General features: G+C 51.8%; 3 protein-coding genes and 1 CRISPR repeat array (1 of these 4 only partly in view). All 3 genes read right to left on the reverse strand.

Features of this window, described 5'->3' with window-relative positions; all coding sequences use genetic code 11:
* Positions 1 to 199: 199 nt before the first annotated feature.
* The gene (locus ETHHA_RS03260; protein ID WP_242822088.1) at positions 200 to 1597 is read right to left on the reverse strand and encodes a YibE/F family protein; all 1398 of its coding nucleotides are present in this window, start codon (positions 1595 to 1597) and stop codon (positions 200 to 202) included.
* Positions 1504 to 6033: a LamG-like jellyroll fold domain-containing protein gene (locus tag ETHHA_RS14360; RefSeq protein WP_013484585.1), complete on the reverse strand. Its 4530-nt coding sequence runs from the start codon at positions 6031 to 6033 to the stop codon at positions 1504 to 1506. Before ETHHA_RS14360 ends, ETHHA_RS03260 begins: the two co-directional genes overlap by 94 nt.
* 336 nt (positions 6034 to 6369) lie before the next feature.
* Positions 6370 to 6531 carry a site-specific integrase gene (locus ETHHA_RS15425; protein WP_156793968.1) on the reverse strand — a complete coding sequence of 54 codons (162 nt, stop codon included), beginning with the start codon at positions 6529 to 6531 and terminating at the stop codon, positions 6370 to 6372.
* A 57-nt stretch (positions 6532 to 6588) separates the two neighbouring features.
* Positions 6589 to 20476: a CRISPR direct-repeat array (repeat unit 33 nt; unit sequence ATTTCAATCCACGCTCTCCGTGTGGAGAGCGAC); it runs 4916 nt beyond the window's last position.

Raw genomic sequence — 20476 nt, forward strand, 5'->3', positions numbered from 1 at the left:
AAGCCTGCCTTCGAAATAAATAGACAGCGACCCCATTGTGATACCCCGATTCCGGACGGGCACATTTCATCACTCACGTGGGCTCTAATGCAGAAGGCCCTCAACCGGAAACAATCCGATTGAGGGCCTTCCCTTTGACATGGACGGCGGTCGGCCAATTCTTGGATTGGCATCGGCCTCGGCATTCTGCTTCGCGGCATTACACCGCGCGTTTTTTTCGTCTTTTCAAAATCGGAATCAAATGCGACGAGACAAGCGCAACCATCGGAACGGTTAGAATCATTCCAAAGCTGCCAGACAAACTCTGAATGATGTCGATGGCAATTTCAGATGAATTAATCGTCTCCGTGTACGGCTGGTTATATGCATAAATGGTTACCAGCATGATGAGCATTCCGCCGACAAAAGCCAGGATCAACGTGTTGCACATGGTGCCGATCATGTCGCGTCCGATGCGCACGCCGGAGCGAAAGAGCTGCCTGCCGGATACGTCTGGGTTTTGAGCCTCAAGTTCCGCAATTGCGGACGCAATGGAATATCCCACATCCATCACGGCACCTAGGGAAGAAAACAGAATGCCGGCAAACAGCAGCTCGCCGATGCCGATTTTAGTTCCCTGACCAATCACGATGAGCGATTCGTACTCGGAAACACTGTAGCCCGATATGTTGGCAATGTGTCCGGCGATCGCCGCGAACAGGCCGGCGGCCATGATGCCGAAAATCGTTCCCACTATGCCGGCGGCTGTTTTGACCGTATGCCCGCCAATGATGTAGAGACTGACAACCGCTGTCAGCACAGAAATTAGAACAGCGCCCCAAAACGGTGAAAATCCGCGGTAAATTAAAGGCATGTAAAAAAAGATCAGTGCGGAAAAGGTAAATGCCAGCGCAGCTATGGAGCGAATGCCCTTTTTCCCGCCGATGAGCCAAAGAGCCAGGACAAAAGCGGCGATAATACCGTACAAAATGGGTTCCCGGTTTGGACCGTAAACCGTCGCGACGCTTCCGCTGTTGGTGGATATGCTGATGTTGACGATTACCTCCATCCCCACCCGGCAAATCACGCCAATCTGGTCGCTGCTGCTGCTTGAGGCGCTGAAAAGCCGCCCTTTGTCCTTCCCCTCCAGCACACGCACCTGCACCAATTGGCTGCCATTGCGCTGCCCGTTTGAAGCCAGATTGTCCCGAATGATTTGAACGACCTTTGCCTTTACATAATATCTTCCCGAATAGTCAACCAGCTTTGCCTTGTCAACCTGGTTAAACCAGATCAAAAACACCACATAGGTAACCGCAAGAGCTGCAAGGATGCTCCTTCGTACGGTAACTTTTGGATTTGGAAAACACTTTGAACGCACTTTTAAAAACATAAATTGCAACGGACCCCCCAAACCGCTTGTTTCGGGCGCCTGCATTTTTTGCGGCTGTCCCTTGTCTGCGCGAAATATCTCCGCTGTCTCATAGAGCGTCGACCGCAGTACATTCGATCGACATTCCGCCCTCACACGGATTTGCGTTTTTGCGACCGTACAAAGATTAGAATGCCCGCTACAACAAGGGCAACCAGCAGAAAATCGATGCCATAGAGAACCCATGGCGTTTCCTGGCCGGTTTTAGGGTTTGCCTCCTCACCCGACGAGGATGCGGCGGATGCCGTGTTGGACAAAGACGACGACGCAGCAGAAGCGGATGTCTCATGCCCGATCGTGATCGGAGTCAAAGCGTCTTGAGCTGCCTGCAGCGTGCTGAACGCGCTGTTGATTTCTTCTTGGCTCGGTTCCCCGGCGAGAACCTTCCGCGCAGCCGCCAGCGCATCGCCGAGCGCCTTCCAACTGTCCTGGGTGTATTTCGTGGAATCCAGCTTCGTAACCGCCGCAACTAGTGTGTTCAGCTGGGTGCGGTCAACGGTAACCGCTGTGTTCCGGAATGCGGCCGTTGCGCCATTCAGTGACGTGATAGCCGCTTGAATTTGGCCCAGTGTGGCATTTGCATCGTTTTTCACCGCTTGGGATGTATTGATGCTATCTTGAAGCGCATCAATGTTGCTTTGTGCATAGTCTCCCTCATGGTCACCCGCAACAGCCCCGTCGTGCAGTGTCTGCGCATCGGCGATGGCGGACTGCAACGCGGCCTTTTCCGCGTTGAGCTCCACGGCCGCAATGGCGGCCTCGTCCGCGGTCAGTGTAGCGTAATTGGTTACCATAGTCTTTTCTTCATCCGTCAATGCGTCGTATGCCGTACGTGCAGCCACGACCGCATCCACGTCGCTCAGGGAAACATCGGCCGGCAGCGCCGCGATTTGCTGCTGAACTACTTTGGCAGCGGCCTGCTCTTGCTGCAGTGTCGTAAGCCTCGCCTCATCCGCGGTCAATACAGAATAATTGGTCACCATTGCCTTCTGATCATCCGTCAGAGCATCATATGCGCTTTGAGCAGCCTGCAATGCGGCCTGATCGTTCAGCGTGACGGCTGCTGGCAGCGCCGCAATCGCGTCGATCACCGACTTGGCAGCAGCCTGATTGATCTCTTTGGTGATGATACTTTCATCCGCAGCCAACACATCGTAATTGCTTACCAAAGGCTGTTCATCATTTGTCAAAGCGTCATAAGCCGCCTGTGCGGCCTGGACATCGGCCTGATCCGTCAAGGTAATGCTGTCCGGCAGGGATGCAATCTTTGTGGAGACCGCATCCGCAGCCGTTTTGTAGATTGAGGACGACATGCCTGAAAACCGCAAGCTGAAATTAAAATCAATCTCGTTGTAATTGCCTGTTCCGGTCAGGTAATTCACATCGAAGAAGGCCTTTTTGGAAGACGACAGCGAGGCAGCATAAGGCGAATAAGTGGAAATATAGAGCTTGTTCGCCTCTTCGTTGAACTCCAGCATTTTCATCCAGCCTTCGCCGCCATTGTAGGCAAACTGATAGTCGGAAAGCAGGCCGATTACCGAATTGCCAGAGTTGTTGGTCAGCGTCATCATACCGGAGCCGTGGTTATGCCCGGCCACCATCATAAACACCTGATTGTAGTTCTTGACGATATTCCAGACCAGAGTACCGTTTGCACTGTCGTCGTGACTGTTGTCCAGTGTGATCGCACTGGGGTCAGTGGGGGAAACCGCAAACAGGTCGTGGCTTGTTACAATGGTCGGAATATTGGGATTAGCCTTCAGGACGTTTTCAAACCAGGTTAGGTCGTTCGAGTTGATGCTGGGATAGGCGCTGGTGTTCTGGTTCCACGCCAGAGAGAGCACCATGTACTTGTAGCTACCTGCGTTGAAAATCATATAGGAGCTCAACCCGGACGGCGAGTTGTTTGTTAACGTGGCGTCTTTTACATTGTTGCTGAAATCGGAGATATACTGGCTTTGGGAACCCCAATTGGTGCGGTAATAACTGGAGACTCCGCACCAGGTCGCCTCGCCGAAGTTTCCGCCGCCGTTGTAGAAATCGTGGTTGCCCGGCTGCACAAAAAATGGAACGCCGTTCTTGGCGAGCTGACCGAAGATGTTGAGCGCGCGGTCGTTTTCATCCGGGCTGTCGTCCACCTGAACGACATCACCCAAATGAATAACCGATTTGATCCGGTTTTTGACCTGGTTGTCAATCAGCCACTTGACGTCAGCTGTCATGGTTTGCGGCACGTCTTCAATTTCATACTGGGTATCTGGGAAAAGCGCCATGTTGTAATCGTCCACGTTATGCATAGTAAACGAGCTGTTGGAACCGTAGTTCTGCAGATATTGCGTGGGGTCGGGCACCAGCCACTCGCTCTGCGCAAGCGCCCGATCGGAAACGCGCACTTCCTGCAGATTGCCTTCCAGCAGCTTGTCCAGCACACCGCCGTAGTAACATCCGCCAATCCGGAAACGTCCGTCGCTCGGGTCTGCATAAATACCGACCAGCGTACCGGTGATGTCGCGGAACCCGTCCGCGCCGTTCAAATAGACTTTGATAGATTTTGTGTCATTGACGACGGTGATTTCATACCATTTATCGCCCTCGTCCATGGTAACGCCCCATGCAGAATCGAATTTGTAACTGGTGTTGTCCGCTGCGTTGGAGGATTCGACCTGCGTTTCCTTGCAGTTGGAAAGCGCAATGTTGAACGTGCCCTGCGGCTCCGAAATGGAGTTGGCTTCCCCGGAACGCTGGAGGAACGACATCCATGCCTGGCTGGTTGTCCAATACGACGGAAATTTGTAGAGCAACTCCATGGTATATCCGTTGGTAAACTGTTCCTTGCTGATGGGCGAGCCCGCTGTGGTAATAAAATCAGCGCCTGTGTTAGTCCCGTTCGTTTTGGCGTTTGCGGCGGTCCACTGTATGCTGCCCTGTCCGTCCGCCGTCATTTTGTCGTCGCTGAAATTGACGTACTGGCTCCAATCGGACGCCGAGCCAAAGGTTTCTTCATTCAGATCGTTGCCGTTACCGCTTGCGTCCTTAATGACAAGGTTGCCGCTTTGCGCCGTGCCGGATTTGACTTCGGACGAGTTGAATTTCCAGTCTGCAACCGTGGAGTCGCGCGTCTTCGCGGCAAGAACGGCGCTCAGTTCCGACTCGCCGTATGTGTTGTCGGCCGTCACCTTGTAATAATAGGTGGATTTTGGGGAAAGCCCTGTATCGGTGTAGCTCAGTGCGGTGCCGCTGTAAATCTGTGCATAAGTTCCTCCTGCACTGTCGGCACGATAGAGATTGTAGAAATCTGCCCCGTGAACTGCATTCCAGTTGAGCGTTGCGCTGTCGCTGGAGTAATAACTCTCGCTCAGGTCGGGAGCGACCGGTGTGCCTGGCTTCGTTGTGACTGCCACCTCATTGGAATAGGCGGATTCGCTCGTGGCATCCCGGTAGGTTACGACATAATAGTAAGACTGCGATTCGTCCAGATTCGTATCCGTAAAATTCGCCGCGGTGCCCTGATAAACGCGGGAATAGCCGCTGCCGGAGGTTGAGGAACGATAAACTTGATATTGCGTCGCGCCCTCCTCCGCGGGCCAGTTCAAATCGACCGTGTGCGCGGTTGTATTGTCCGCACTCAGCGCGAGCTTGTTCATCACGTCGATATTCGCGGTGATGGGCTGCGATGTGCCCACAACAACGCCTTTCACCGTGAAGTCACCGCCGGACGCATAGGAAGATGGATCAACTGCATCCCATGTGACGGCGACGTTTTTTGTCGAGCCGTCGGAATATGTTGCGCTCACCAGTGCCGGCAGCACGGGTGCCGTACCGACAGTTGTCGTCACGGCAACTGAATTCGGTACGGAAGAAACCGTGGCGTTCAGAATGGATGAAAGCTGATCTGAGGTGAGCGCCGTGTTGTAAATACGGAAATTATCTACCTTACCGTTAAAGTACGGATCGCCGGAATATAGAGACTTTCCAATATATCCGGTAAAATCGGCGGCGGCGGTGTACATGGCGGCCGGGTCAGACGTCATGCTGGCGTTTGTGGCGACACACTTGCCGTTCACATATAACTGTTCCGTTTTGGAATCAAGCGAAAGAACCAGCGCCACATTGTTCCACGCACCAACTGACAGCGCAGAGCCGGAGACCCCCTGCTCGTTCATGTACCCGTTGCCTGTCGTACCGTTGGTGGTAATGGCACCGTAAAGATGTCCGCTGCCGTTCAGAGAGTTGACGAAAATATATGTGCCGCTGTTCGGGCCAATCCCGAAAAGCCATCTGTTTGTCGCGGCAGATGTCACATAAACATCCGCCATCACGGTGACATTGTGTACGCCATTCATCACACCCTTGGGAATTGTGACATACCCGTTGGAACCGTTCAGAACAACACCGCCATTATCCTTGCCAGTGCCCCAGGACGCGCCGCTACTAAGCGTGCCATCGTTTCCGTGGCCGGAAGCATCGTGCGCCGTCGTTCCGGATGTTTCATCAAAGTTGTACTGGACAAGCAGGTTGCTCTGTATCCCGTCGGCTTTCGCCAGCGACAGCATGCCCTGCAAGCCGGACAAGGCGATCAGTACGGAGAGAAATACGGCCAAGGTCTTTCGAAACTTTTTCATATGGCTAACTACACACTCCTCTACATTCAATTGTGATTTCCCGATGCGGATAAAACGGCGCAGCATGTTCTCTTATTTCCGGCAGACAGCAAGCGCACCAACATATTATACTTTATTTTTGTATTATTTAGGTAAATTTTAGGCAAACTTTATATAATGCCTGTGAAAAATTTTGATAAAATATTGCGTACGAAAAAATGCCGATGGCCATGTGACCGATTCTAGTGATTTGTGCAAAAAAACATTTCCGCGTGTCCCGAACATACTTATCAGAATTGCGTTATCTTTTTTATCATTTATGCTAAGTGTGATGCGCGCCGAATTTAGAATCCGTATTCACAAGCGCTTAAATTTTGTAAGCGGTTCCAACTCATCTGCAAAGAAGGACAAAAATTGTGACAGGTCAATCCGATAAGCGTTCAATGTCTTTTTGTCTGGCATTTTTTGGGATTTACAGTAGCTTAAGTAATTGCTGATTTGCATGTATAATTGATTCATAATGTTCCTCCTGGTTTTTAGGTTGAAATCATTATGAGCCGTTTCTTATGGGTTGTCGTTTCAATCCACGCTCTCCGTGTGGAGAGCGACTTTCCTCCTGGCAAAATTAAAACAGAATATATATATTTCAATCCACGCTCTCCGTGTGGAGAGCGACCGCCGTCAAGGGTGCTACGCGTCGCTTACAGCGATATTTCAATCCACGCTCTCCGTGTGGAGAGCGACCCCCGTCTGATGATGACCGGATGGCTACCGGTCGATTTCAATCCACGCTCTCCGTGTGGAGAGCGACGGCCGATTCGATAGATTTAAGGCTATCCAGTTTAATTTCAATCCACGCTCTCCGTGTGGAGAGCGACTTTCCTCCTGGCAAAATTAAAACAGAATATATATATTTCAATCCACGCTCTCCGTGTGGAGAGCGACTCCCAGCAGTTTGCCAGCATGGTATACGCTCCATAATTTCAATCCACGCTCTCCGTGTGGAGAGCGACCAACAACACCCATGTGGGCGCGCAGATCACGCTGCATTTCAATCCACGCTCTCCGTGTGGAGAGCGACCTTGTCGATGTTTACGTCGGGTTAAGTGTCTATCATTTCAATCCACGCTCTCCGTGTGGAGAGCGACCCTGTACTATGATGGAGTTCGCATTCATTGGACAACATTTCAATCCACGCTCTCCGTGTGGAGAGCGACTGGCACGGGATATTTATGGTCGCATTCGAGGTACATTTCAATCCACGCTCTCCGTGTGGAGAGCGACGCGCGCGTGGGTCTGTCAAACTGCGTAAACAGAAATTTCAATCCACGCTCTCCGTGTGGAGAGCGACTACGCATCAACTTACGAGATATCATGACAAGAGCATTTCAATCCACGCTCTCCGTGTGGAGAGCGACCAGAAGCAGAGGCGAAGCCGCAATGGCCGCAACGGATTTCAATCCACGCTCTCCGTGTGGAGAGCGACAAAGGCAATGTGGTGCTGCAGGTGCCGGAGGACATTTCAATCCACGCTCTCCGTGTGGAGAGCGACATACAGGCTTGGATTTGGATAATGTCGCTTCCATATTTCAATCCACGCTCTCCGTGTGGAGAGCGACCCTCGGTAACCGCAGAGGTATCCGCACTGGTGGATATTTCAATCCACGCTCTCCGTGTGGAGAGCGACCGCAGCAGCGCCGCCGTGGCAACGTCCTGCTGGACATTTCAATCCACGCTCTCCGTGTGGAGAGCGACCGGATCGTGGCTGACATATGGTGATATCGAGAACATTTCAATCCACGCTCTCCGTGTGGAGAGCGACCCGTGGTGGTTAGCTACCAGATCGATGTCCCGTACATTTCAATCCACGCTCTCCGTGTGGAGAGCGACCTAAGCAGGGCGTTACATTCACCGCTGATCAGGATTTCAATCCACGCTCTCCGTGTGGAGAGCGACTTGTCTGTGGGAATACGTTGCCTTTGATGTTGGTATTTCAATCCACGCTCTCCGTGTGGAGAGCGACCTTTCCTTGACATTTCAACCAACCTTTCCTGCAAATTTCAATCCACGCTCTCCGTGTGGAGAGCGACCACAACTACACCATATTGATGTATATTTCTGCAAAATTTCAATCCACGCTCTCCGTGTGGAGAGCGACTCTGCCGAGCAGGTAGTCTGTTGATGTTTTGAATATTTCAATCCACGCTCTCCGTGTGGAGAGCGACCCACGTGATCGGATGGTTTTATCAGCTGTTTCCTATTTCAATCCACGCTCTCCGTGTGGAGAGCGACGTATAGACCTTTGTGGCTCTGGTTGTCGCACAGTTATTTCAATCCACGCTCTCCGTGTGGAGAGCGACCTGCCCTGGGCGAGATCAAAGAAAACTATGTGACATTTCAATCCACGCTCTCCGTGTGGAGAGCGACTGATACCCGCCAACATACGATTGGCATTACGTTAATTTCAATCCACGCTCTCCGTGTGGAGAGCGACCATACTTTTACCACACTGGCGCTGGATGGCGGCGCATTTCAATCCACGCTCTCCGTGTGGAGAGCGACGCAACTTCCTCCTGCGCTCCGTGAGACTATCTATATTTCAATCCACGCTCTCCGTGTGGAGAGCGACTACAACGGGTTCAGGCAGTGCAAACATTGAAAAAGATTTCAATCCACGCTCTCCGTGTGGAGAGCGACCCTGCCACGATTGCCGGATATCGCCGTATCCAGAAATTTCAATCCACGCTCTCCGTGTGGAGAGCGACCGATGGCAGAGAGGATCAACCTTGAGCATCTGGATAATTTCAATCCACGCTCTCCGTGTGGAGAGCGACACAAGCAGGTGGCGGGATATCTCAACGCCAAGAAATTTCAATCCACGCTCTCCGTGTGGAGAGCGACAGATACTGCTTTATTCCATAGCTGTTGGTGGTAACATTTCAATCCACGCTCTCCGTGTGGAGAGCGACTTTCGCATGGCGGCAGTTGGGATGGAACAATCCGATATTTCAATCCACGCTCTCCGTGTGGAGAGCGACTTGACGATCATCTTGGTGACGCCGGTGACGTTCTGATTTCAATCCACGCTCTCCGTGTGGAGAGCGACCTGCACTATGGTTTTCATATCCATACAATAAGATCATTTCAATCCACGCTCTCCGTGTGGAGAGCGACTGCGCTTGGCATGTTGAGTATGCGCGCAGCACAAATTTCAATCCACGCTCTCCGTGTGGAGAGCGACATATACATTTTGGCGTAGTAACATGAATGATATTATTTCAATCCACGCTCTCCGTGTGGAGAGCGACGGCGGCTGTTACTATTATCCGCAAACGGTACATTGATTTCAATCCACGCTCTCCGTGTGGAGAGCGACCCAACACACAACAACGACGACAAAATAATCATATATTTCAATCCACGCTCTCCGTGTGGAGAGCGACTTCCCGCGTCGCCGAGGATGACACGCAGCATATCCATTTCAATCCACGCTCTCCGTGTGGAGAGCGACGCGGCGATATCCCGGCGGATAACGTGATCGAGGTTATTTCAATCCACGCTCTCCGTGTGGAGAGCGACACCGATTGGGGTATTTTTTTGCTACTGTGTCACAATTTCAATCCACGCTCTCCGTGTGGAGAGCGACGACGCGCGGCCGCAGCGGGGGTGGCAACGGTATGAAATTTCAATCCACGCTCTCCGTGTGGAGAGCGACGTTTTTATATTTGAGGTTTTATGGGATGAAAAAATTTCAATCCACGCTCTCCGTGTGGAGAGCGACCCGAGGGCCTGACCAGCAGGCCCACACCACACACATTTCAATCCACGCTCTCCGTGTGGAGAGCGACTCCGATCGCGCCGGGCATACTCCCGAGGATTAAAATTTCAATCCACGCTCTCCGTGTGGAGAGCGACCTCAAAATTCGCAATCACATTCGTATGCGTTGGCATTTCAATCCACGCTCTCCGTGTGGAGAGCGACAGTTGCATAGTATTGCAACACCATTTTAGTAGACATTTCAATCCACGCTCTCCGTGTGGAGAGCGACTTGGGCATCTGGTTATTTGGTTGTTCGTGCAGGAATTTCAATCCACGCTCTCCGTGTGGAGAGCGACCTTCCCCCATCTGGCCGCTGTCGACCATGCATAATATTTCAATCCACGCTCTCCGTGTGGAGAGCGACGATATTTATGATGTGGATTTTGAGGTAAAACGGATATTTCAATCCACGCTCTCCGTGTGGAGAGCGACCATCACAACCATCATAATCAGGAATACTTTCACTGATTTCAATCCACGCTCTCCGTGTGGAGAGCGACCCTTTTGTTTTGAACCACATATACATTATAACACAATTTCAATCCACGCTCTCCGTGTGGAGAGCGACGCTTGTTGATGGTTTATGGATGGAATACGTTGATAATTTCAATCCACGCTCTCCGTGTGGAGAGCGACTGATTTTGCCCAATCATTGTGATGTTTGACGCTAATTTCAATCCACGCTCTCCGTGTGGAGAGCGACGCTCTTGATTGTCATGCTTATCATATATTTTTGAAATTTCAATCCACGCTCTCCGTGTGGAGAGCGACGTGATAAGCAATCAGTGTAATAGTTACGTGTTGATTTCAATCCACGCTCTCCGTGTGGAGAGCGACATTCTGAAGTCCTTTAGCATGAAAGTTCCCAAAGATTTCAATCCACGCTCTCCGTGTGGAGAGCGACATCAAGGTTTCCGCCAATTACCGTTGAATTTGCCATTTCAATCCACGCTCTCCGTGTGGAGAGCGACCATCCCGGCGCAAGGTACACAAGACATCCTGCGTATTTCAATCCACGCTCTCCGTGTGGAGAGCGACTATCGGATCGCCTATTGACCTTGCCAGCGTACCCATTTCAATCCACGCTCTCCGTGTGGAGAGCGACTTGTCTGCGGGGCGACGGACAGCGGGGTCAAAATCATTTCAATCCACGCTCTCCGTGTGGAGAGCGACTTTTAATATCCGGAGTGATTTCTCCGGGCTTTGTATTTCAATCCACGCTCTCCGTGTGGAGAGCGACCGGCATCAGCAGCGCTTTTTCCGACGGCTTAGGCATTTCAATCCACGCTCTCCGTGTGGAGAGCGACCAGCCCTCACCAATGATGATGCAGTCCCCGGTTCCATTTCAATCCACGCTCTCCGTGTGGAGAGCGACTCCACAGGGGCGCAGGGCTTAGGGCACCGGTGAAATTTCAATCCACGCTCTCCGTGTGGAGAGCGACGTATTGGATTCCCCAAATCCTCTATAATTGAACTATTTCAATCCACGCTCTCCGTGTGGAGAGCGACGCTGGACGCGTTGAAAGCCCGCATCGACCGTATAATTTCAATCCACGCTCTCCGTGTGGAGAGCGACCTCACCTGCTCTACAGCACCGCAAAGGGTGACGATTTCAATCCACGCTCTCCGTGTGGAGAGCGACCTTACCAGACAGGTGTTCAGACACGCGTCCTTGCGATTTCAATCCACGCTCTCCGTGTGGAGAGCGACATTGGACCGGATGGGTCTCTGGTAGCCTACCTCGATTTCAATCCACGCTCTCCGTGTGGAGAGCGACGGGGTTTCTATGGAAGGGTTAATGTCCCAATATAAATTTCAATCCACGCTCTCCGTGTGGAGAGCGACACCAGCACACGGGACAGGCCGAGGGAGAAGCTCTCATTTCAATCCACGCTCTCCGTGTGGAGAGCGACCGCAGACACAGGCCAATCACTTTTGGCAGACCATCATTTCAATCCACGCTCTCCGTGTGGAGAGCGACGCATGCGTGGTGCCACGGGTATATCACCAACGATATTTCAATCCACGCTCTCCGTGTGGAGAGCGACACAAAGTATGTAATAAATATAACCATGCATAACAATTTCAATCCACGCTCTCCGTGTGGAGAGCGACCTTACTTTTTTACCATTTTGCATTATGTCAATAATTTCAATCCACGCTCTCCGTGTGGAGAGCGACGAGTATCCTTCCATGATGTTGTGACTTAACTCGTGTTATTTCAATCCACGCTCTCCGTGTGGAGAGCGACGTCACCTTCCAGCCCATCCTCAACGAGACCCCTATATTTCAATCCACGCTCTCCGTGTGGAGAGCGACATTCTGCGATTACGATGTTATGTGCAGAGTTAGAATTTCAATCCACGCTCTCCGTGTGGAGAGCGACAGTGGGTGCACGGCGAAATTGCACCCTGCATGGAAATTTCAATCCACGCTCTCCGTGTGGAGAGCGACTGAGTTATCATTAACAGATATTAAGCACTATATGGAATTTCAATCCACGCTCTCCGTGTGGAGAGCGACGCAATCCAGTCCGTTATTGCCGTATACGCTGATCATTTCAATCCACGCTCTCCGTGTGGAGAGCGACTGATTGCATCTTTGGGCATGGGTGCATGTGCAATCATTTCAATCCACGCTCTCCGTGTGGAGAGCGACCAGTTCCGTCAGTGAAATGACTGGGCATGCCTATGATTTCAATCCACGCTCTCCGTGTGGAGAGCGACTCGCACCCAGCGTCAACAGGCAAAGGCACGGTTGATTTCAATCCACGCTCTCCGTGTGGAGAGCGACGGACAAGTGACATAGATATTATAAGATATCAAGAATTTCAATCCACGCTCTCCGTGTGGAGAGCGACTCCGCTACGGCGGCAATCAGGATAACAGCTATTTATTTCAATCCACGCTCTCCGTGTGGAGAGCGACCAACGACAGACAGTTATCCTATGAACGACGTGATATTTCAATCCACGCTCTCCGTGTGGAGAGCGACTTATGACTGTTGATAATCTGAAACGTTATGCTATATTTCAATCCACGCTCTCCGTGTGGAGAGCGACTTAGCCCAGCGTGCCGCAATGCTATAAAGATAATATTTCAATCCACGCTCTCCGTGTGGAGAGCGACCGTCGGGCACCACGACGAACCGGTGAGCGGATGCATTTCAATCCACGCTCTCCGTGTGGAGAGCGACTGTCAATCCAGAACATGCAATCAGGGCAACTTGTATTTCAATCCACGCTCTCCGTGTGGAGAGCGACTGCTACATTGGCTAATATGTATTCTACTGAAATTATTTCAATCCACGCTCTCCGTGTGGAGAGCGACCTTTCTGAAAATAATCCAGAGGATTGACCACCATTTCAATCCACGCTCTCCGTGTGGAGAGCGACGCACAGGGCAAGGGCAAGTCTACTGTGCTGGCCAATTTCAATCCACGCTCTCCGTGTGGAGAGCGACGATGGATGCTATTAATACACCAATGGATGTAATTATTTCAATCCACGCTCTCCGTGTGGAGAGCGACTCATAATTTTGACTTCCTTTGCAATAATGTCATGATTTCAATCCACGCTCTCCGTGTGGAGAGCGACTTGTTGCGATATACAAGAAAGACGCAGCATTTCAAAATTTCAATCCACGCTCTCCGTGTGGAGAGCGACGCGATATCCCCGGAAAGCATCGCCGGGGGAATATATTTCAATCCACGCTCTCCGTGTGGAGAGCGACGGTTTCAGAATTTAAAACAGAGGGGATAGAATGTATTTCAATCCACGCTCTCCGTGTGGAGAGCGACAATATCAGGCAATCATAACTTCACTTAAATATAAATTTCAATCCACGCTCTCCGTGTGGAGAGCGACTCGGCGTTCGGATGGGTGCCACGGATGGATCGAAATTTCAATCCACGCTCTCCGTGTGGAGAGCGACGTGAGGAGGTGTGAAAGCATGAGCAATCTTCCTCATTTCAATCCACGCTCTCCGTGTGGAGAGCGACCACTCTGGATACTGTTGTTGATGATGTACACAATATTTCAATCCACGCTCTCCGTGTGGAGAGCGACCAACGGACACAGTGGGACATGCTACCAATATACCATTTCAATCCACGCTCTCCGTGTGGAGAGCGACTCAGCGAGGTTGTTTTTGACGGGAATCCGGGCTTTATTTCAATCCACGCTCTCCGTGTGGAGAGCGACCAGCCTTATCACTCCCGAGCACCGGTATAAGCCCATTTCAATCCACGCTCTCCGTGTGGAGAGCGACTTCCTTTACCGCTACTCCCTGCCGCTTGGATGGAATTTCAATCCACGCTCTCCGTGTGGAGAGCGACCTACACCAGTTATATCACCGAGTATGGCCTTGCCATTTCAATCCACGCTCTCCGTGTGGAGAGCGACAGGGCCTCGCGGCTATCAGACAAGCTATCCAAACATTTCAATCCACGCTCTCCGTGTGGAGAGCGACAAGTATATAACTCCATCTCCGCCACTCCGGGTGTATTTCAATCCACGCTCTCCGTGTGGAGAGCGACCGGACGCTGCCGGGGCGCATGGCGTGGACTATTGGATTTCAATCCACGCTCTCCGTGTGGAGAGCGACCGTGCTGGTTCTTGTCGTCAAGCATATCATTTCCATTTCAATCCACGCTCTCCGTGTGGAGAGCGACTCCACCATCTCGCCGCGCTGAGCGCGGTGTATTAATTTCAATCCACGCTCTCCGTGTGGAGAGCGACCCTCAAACTACCGATTCGACAAACAGCGGGACAAAATTTCAATCCACGCTCTCCGTGTGGAGAGCGACTCCAGCGAGGGATTACAGCTCGGCAGGTGTTCAAATTTCAATCCACGCTCTCCGTGTGGAGAGCGACAAGGATACCGCGTTGTCGTTTACGCCGGGTATCAATTTCAATCCACGCTCTCCGTGTGGAGAGCGACGCGACACGCGAAGTAATGACTGGTATACGGAAATATTTCAATCCACGCTCTCCGTGTGGAGAGCGACTCCAGCGAGGGATTACAGCTCGGCAGGTGTTCAAATTTCAATCCACGCTCTCCGTGTGGAGAGCGACTCCCCCTCACGCAAGCATCGGCAGAATCGCTTTTATTTCAATCCACGCTCTCCGTGTGGAGAGCGACCTCGCATTGTTTCTTGTAGTTCTTCAGCGCTGAGTATTTCAATCCACGCTCTCCGTGTGGAGAGCGACTACAGGGCGACACTGTGTTGCAAATCTCGAATTAATTTCAATCCACGCTCTCCGTGTGGAGAGCGACTGACAGCCTTTGACGCCACGCACGGCCTGACCGTCATTTCAATCCACGCTCTCCGTGTGGAGAGCGACTCCAGCGAGGGATTACAGCTCGGCAGGTGTTCAAATTTCAATCCACGCTCTCCGTGTGGAGAGCGACTATCGACAAGGGCAATCTGTGTCGCTTCCATCTCAATTTCAATCCACGCTCTCCGTGTGGAGAGCGACTCCAGCGAGGGATTACAGCTCGGCAGGTGTTCAAATTTCAATCCACGCTCTCCGTGTGGAGAGCGACCGGATTTTCTTGTTTTGGTAGTTGAAGATTTGAGATTTCAATCCACGCTCTCCGTGTGGAGAGCGACTCGAGCGGCGTATGATCGGTGGGCAGCTGATCACCATTTCAATCCACGCTCTCCGTGTGGAGAGCGACGTAATTTATGCGCGGAACTGCTATCGTGCACCGTAATTTCAATCCACGCTCTCCGTGTGGAGAGCGACCTTAAAATCGCCTTGCTTTGAGTTAAATCCATCCAATTTCAATCCACGCTCTCCGTGTGGAGAGCGACTGTGACCGATGGCCCCAAATGTGATACCGTTTTCATTTCAATCCACGCTCTCCGTGTGGAGAGCGACGCCAGCACCAATGCGAGCAGCGCCGTAACAACTGCATTTCAATCCACGCTCTCCGTGTGGAGAGCGACCCACACCGTTCACATGTATAATACTTCGATTCAAGATTTCAATCCACGCTCTCCGTGTGGAGAGCGACGAACCCGCCATTTTCACAAGCAGAGCAATTTATTATTTCAATCCACGCTCTCCGTGTGGAGAGCGACCGATGGCAACCACAACATCGTTGTGCCTTTTACTATTTCAATCCACGCTCTCCGTGTGGAGAGCGACCCGGGAACACCTACACCGCGTCCTTGCAGAAGCATTTCAATCCACGCTCTCCGTGTGGAGAGCGACACGCAGGGCTGATTATGACCGTATCCACCGAGATATTTCAATCCACGCTCTCCGTGTGGAGAGCGACCTATCGGCGCATCGTATCTGGCAGTATTTTTGAACATTTCAATCCACGCTCTCCGTGTGGAGAGCGACGTCCGGCGGGACGTTCTACCAGTCTACCACAAATATTTCAATCCACGCTCTCCGTGTGGAGAGCGACTCCTCCTCGTATTCTCTTCGCGTTTCTTCACGGTAATTTCAATCCACGCTCTCCGTGTGGAGAGCGACTTCCACGACAAACCTTTTTTGTCGCAATCAAAATATTTCAATCCACGCTCTCCGTGTGGAGAGCGACGATGCCGGCAACTCGGACAGCGCCACACGTACACATTTCAATCCACGCTCTCCGTGTGGAGAGCGACCAGCCCGCGTAAAAAAGGCATCCGAACCAGTGACATTTCAATCCACGCTCTCCGTGTGGAGAGCGACACGACATGCGTGTAGCTGTTTTAGCCAAACCCATAATTTCAATCCACGCTCTCCGTGTGGAGAGCGACACACAAAAGATGCCCTGCAATACATCGTTGGGTTATTTCAATCCACGCTCTCCGTGTGGAGAGCGACTGGCAAGTAACGTTCATTTTGCAGAGCCAAAGTCATTTCAATCCACGCTCTCCGTGTGGAGAGCGACCGAAACTGGTCTGCCGACTTCGACTGGATGATCATTTCAATCCACGCTCTCCGTGTGGAGAGCGACCGAAAATAACGTCATGCAGCATCAGACCACCGCCTATTTCAATCCACGCTCTCCGTGTGGAGAGCGACCTGCATAGTCCTTGTTTCGACGTGCGCGCTTGGTATTTCAATCCACGCTCTCCGTGTGGAGAGCGACCCATTGCAGCACTCATGTCCAGCGTTCGGAAATATTTCAATCCACGCTCTCCGTGTGGAGAGCGACCTCGGCCGAATCTGCAATCATCCAGCTCAAAAGCATTTCAATCCACGCTCTCCGTGTGGAGAGCGACTAACCCAACGATGTATTCCAGCGCACTTCTTGTTATTTCAATCCACGCTCTCCGTGTGGAGAGCGACGAGGATGTGTTCGATGGTGCGTCCACCGCTTTCTATTTCAATCCACGCTCTCCGTGTGGAGAGCGACCGTTCCGTTTTTGTTTAACGCCAGCTGGAATGTTATTTCAATCCACGCTCTCCGTGTGGAGAGCGACCACGATACAGTGTAAATGATATAATATAGACAGTATTTCAATCCACGCTCTCCGTGTGGAGAGCGACTTTGATGATTGGGAAGACGACGAGTCAGAAGATTATTTCAATCCACGCTCTCCGTGTGGAGAGCGACCATCCGCACCGACATAGATCATGGTCGGAATTGCAATTTCAATCCACGCTCTCCGTGTGGAGAGCGACGACATCTTTTGTAGACTTATACCCAGTGATTGCAATTTCAATCCACGCTCTCCGTGTGGAGAGCGACTTTCAACAACAGACGGTTTTACAATTATGTGAGTATTTCAATCCACGCTCTCCGTGTGGAGAGCGACATTTCGTGCCGGAAAGCTTCGGTAGTGTCATAAAATTTCAATCCACGCTCTCCGTGTGGAGAGCGACAGATGTCGTGCTGCCCCGCCGCTTTTGGCGGCTCATTTCAATCCACGCTCTCCGTGTGGAGAGCGACCAACGGATGCTTACCTGTGGGAATTGTGCGAAGAAATTTCAATCCACGCTCTCCGTGTGGAGAGCGACATATTGGGAATCACATGCTTGGTGGTTCGACGATATTTCAATCCACGCTCTCCGTGTGGAGAGCGACTCAAGCTGACGATCATAGTCCACGCCGATGATGTATTTCAATCCACGCTCTCCGTGTGGAGAGCGACTGTCCCTCTCTGCTATACTATCCACAGGGGTGTCATTTCAATCCACGCTCTCCGTGTGGAGAGCGACGTGCAGACAGTCCGTTGATTACAGACACGATGCCATTTCAATCCACGCTCTCCGTGTGGAGAGCGACGCCATTGCAGCACTCATGTCCAGCGTTCGGAAATATTTCAATCCACGCTCTCCGTGTGGAGAGCGACCATTGCACTTGCTGCAGATGTTCCGGCTATTCTAATTTCAATCCACGCTCTCCGTGTGGAGAGCGACAGAAGGGCAGATCGTCTTCTCCACTGATTTCTACATTTCAATCCACGCTCTCCGTGTGGAGAGCGACTAAGAACATAAATATATATATAGGGGGTTTTAAGGAATTTCAATCCACGCTCTCCGTGTGGAGAGCGACTGACATCACCGGGGCAATCAAGCGCATGGCTGATATTTCAATCCACGCTCTCCGTGTGGAGAGCGACCATGTTCTGGCTGTGCTCAATAGATGCGCAATAACATTTCAATCCACGCTCTCCGTGTGGAGAGCGACCAATGGCCCACCAGATTGCAATGCCCACTGAAAGATTTCAATCCACGCTCTCCGTGTGGAGAGCGACTCTTACCAGTCAATGCAGCTTCACCAGCAGTACCAATTTCAATCCACGCTCTCCGTGTGGAGAGCGACGTGACCTCATCAACTGCAACGTGACCGTGCTGCAATTTCAATCCACGCTCTCCGTGTGGAGAGCGACGCGTCGGAAATGTGATCGAATAGGGGAAATTCTCATTTCAATCCACGCTCTCCGTGTGGAGAGCGACTGGCACTTTGGTTCAAGGCCAAGTTGGAACGACTCATTTCAATCCACGCTCTCCGTGTGGAGAGCGACACAAACCTTTTTAATCTTCCCCGCCGTGGCAACATTTCAATCCACGCTCTCCGTGTGGAGAGCGACCGGCTCTTGGATTTTTGCCATTTATAAAGTAATTATTTCAATCCACGCTCTCCGTGTGGAGAGCGACGCCGCCCCATAGAGGGCGGCATTTTTATGCGAAAATTTCAATCCACGCTCTCCGTGTGGAGAGCGACCCACACGTGCCGCAACACATGCTCCGAAAAATGCATTTCAATCCACGCTCTCCGTGTGGAGAGCGACCTCACGCTGGATGGCATCACCGTAGACGCAAAAATATTTCAATCCACGCTCTCCGTGTGGAGAGCGACTGTTGCAATTGAAGCACTGGTGCTTGCACTGCCATTTCAATCCACGCTCTCCGTGTGGAGAGCGACCCATAGCTTTCAGCTTTGGCGAACGGTCAAACACATTTCAATCCACGCTCTCCGTGTGGAGAGCGACGTGTTTACTCTGCGCATCTCAAGCACCCCTTTATATTTCAATCCACGCTCTCCGTGTGGAGAGCGACCATACCCGGTGCCCTCAGACACCTTGATGAAAGCATTTCAATCCACGCTCTCCGTGTGGAGAGCGACGTGCAGACAGTCCGTTGATTACAGACACGATGCCATTTCAATCCACGCTCTCCGTGTGGAGAGCGACCCAGCAAGACGATACATTCCGATTGCTCATATAAAATTTCAATCCACGCTCTCCGTGTGGAGAGCGACGGCAGCGCCAGCACCAGCGCGTCAATGGCAACCGATTTCAATCCACGCTCTCCGTGTGGAGAGCGACCGCCATCCGCCTGCCAGTCACGGATCATCTCCAAAATTTCAATCCACGCTCTCCGTGTGGAGAGCGACGGAAATTCCAAGAGTGCGGCGGAGTTCGATTGGCATTTCAATCCACGCTCTCCGTGTGGAGAGCGACACAGACGCTCTTGTATCGCCTGCTCCATCTTATTATTTCAATCCACGCTCTCCGTGTGGAGAGCGACACCTGCTTGACCGGCTGGACGGTCTGCGCGTGCCCATTTCAATCCACGCTCTCCGTGTGGAGAGCGACCTTGGATGACGAGGAGCTTGCCGAGGCGGTCGAAATTTCAATCCACGCTCTCCGTGTGGAGAGCGACGCATCGTGCGTACCATTGCTTTCAGGCACATAGAAATTTCAATCCACGCTCTCCGTGTGGAGAGCGACTTCAAAATGTGCCGCTACCCGTCATTATTTCATCATTTCAATCCACGCTCTCCGTGTGGAGAGCGACCGGATGGCCGCGTACACCTGCTATACTCCACGGATATTTCAATCCACGCTCTCCGTGTGGAGAGCGACACATCATCATTTGCCCTTTGCACCGCAGATGGGCATTTCAATCCACGCTCTCCGTGTGGAGAGCGACGCGGTCAGTGTTTGTTTTGTACGTACCAGATGAAATTTCAATCCACGCTCTCCGTGTGGAGAGCGACATATGTTGCTGTCGTTGCTTGACGTATAGGTGTTATTTCAATCCACGCTCTCCGTGTGGAGAGCGACTGAACAGCTTTCAAAGGCGACCGCGCCGATAATTATTTCAATCCACGCTCTCCGTGTGGAGAGCGACAGCACCCGCCGTTATACGTTGACGGGTGCTTAAGATTTCAATCCACGCTCTCCGTG

Origin of the sequence: Ethanoligenens harbinense YUAN-3, assembly GCF_000178115.2 — a bacterium.
Classification (GTDB): Bacteria; Bacillota; Clostridia; order Oscillospirales; family Ethanoligenentaceae; genus Ethanoligenens; species Ethanoligenens harbinense.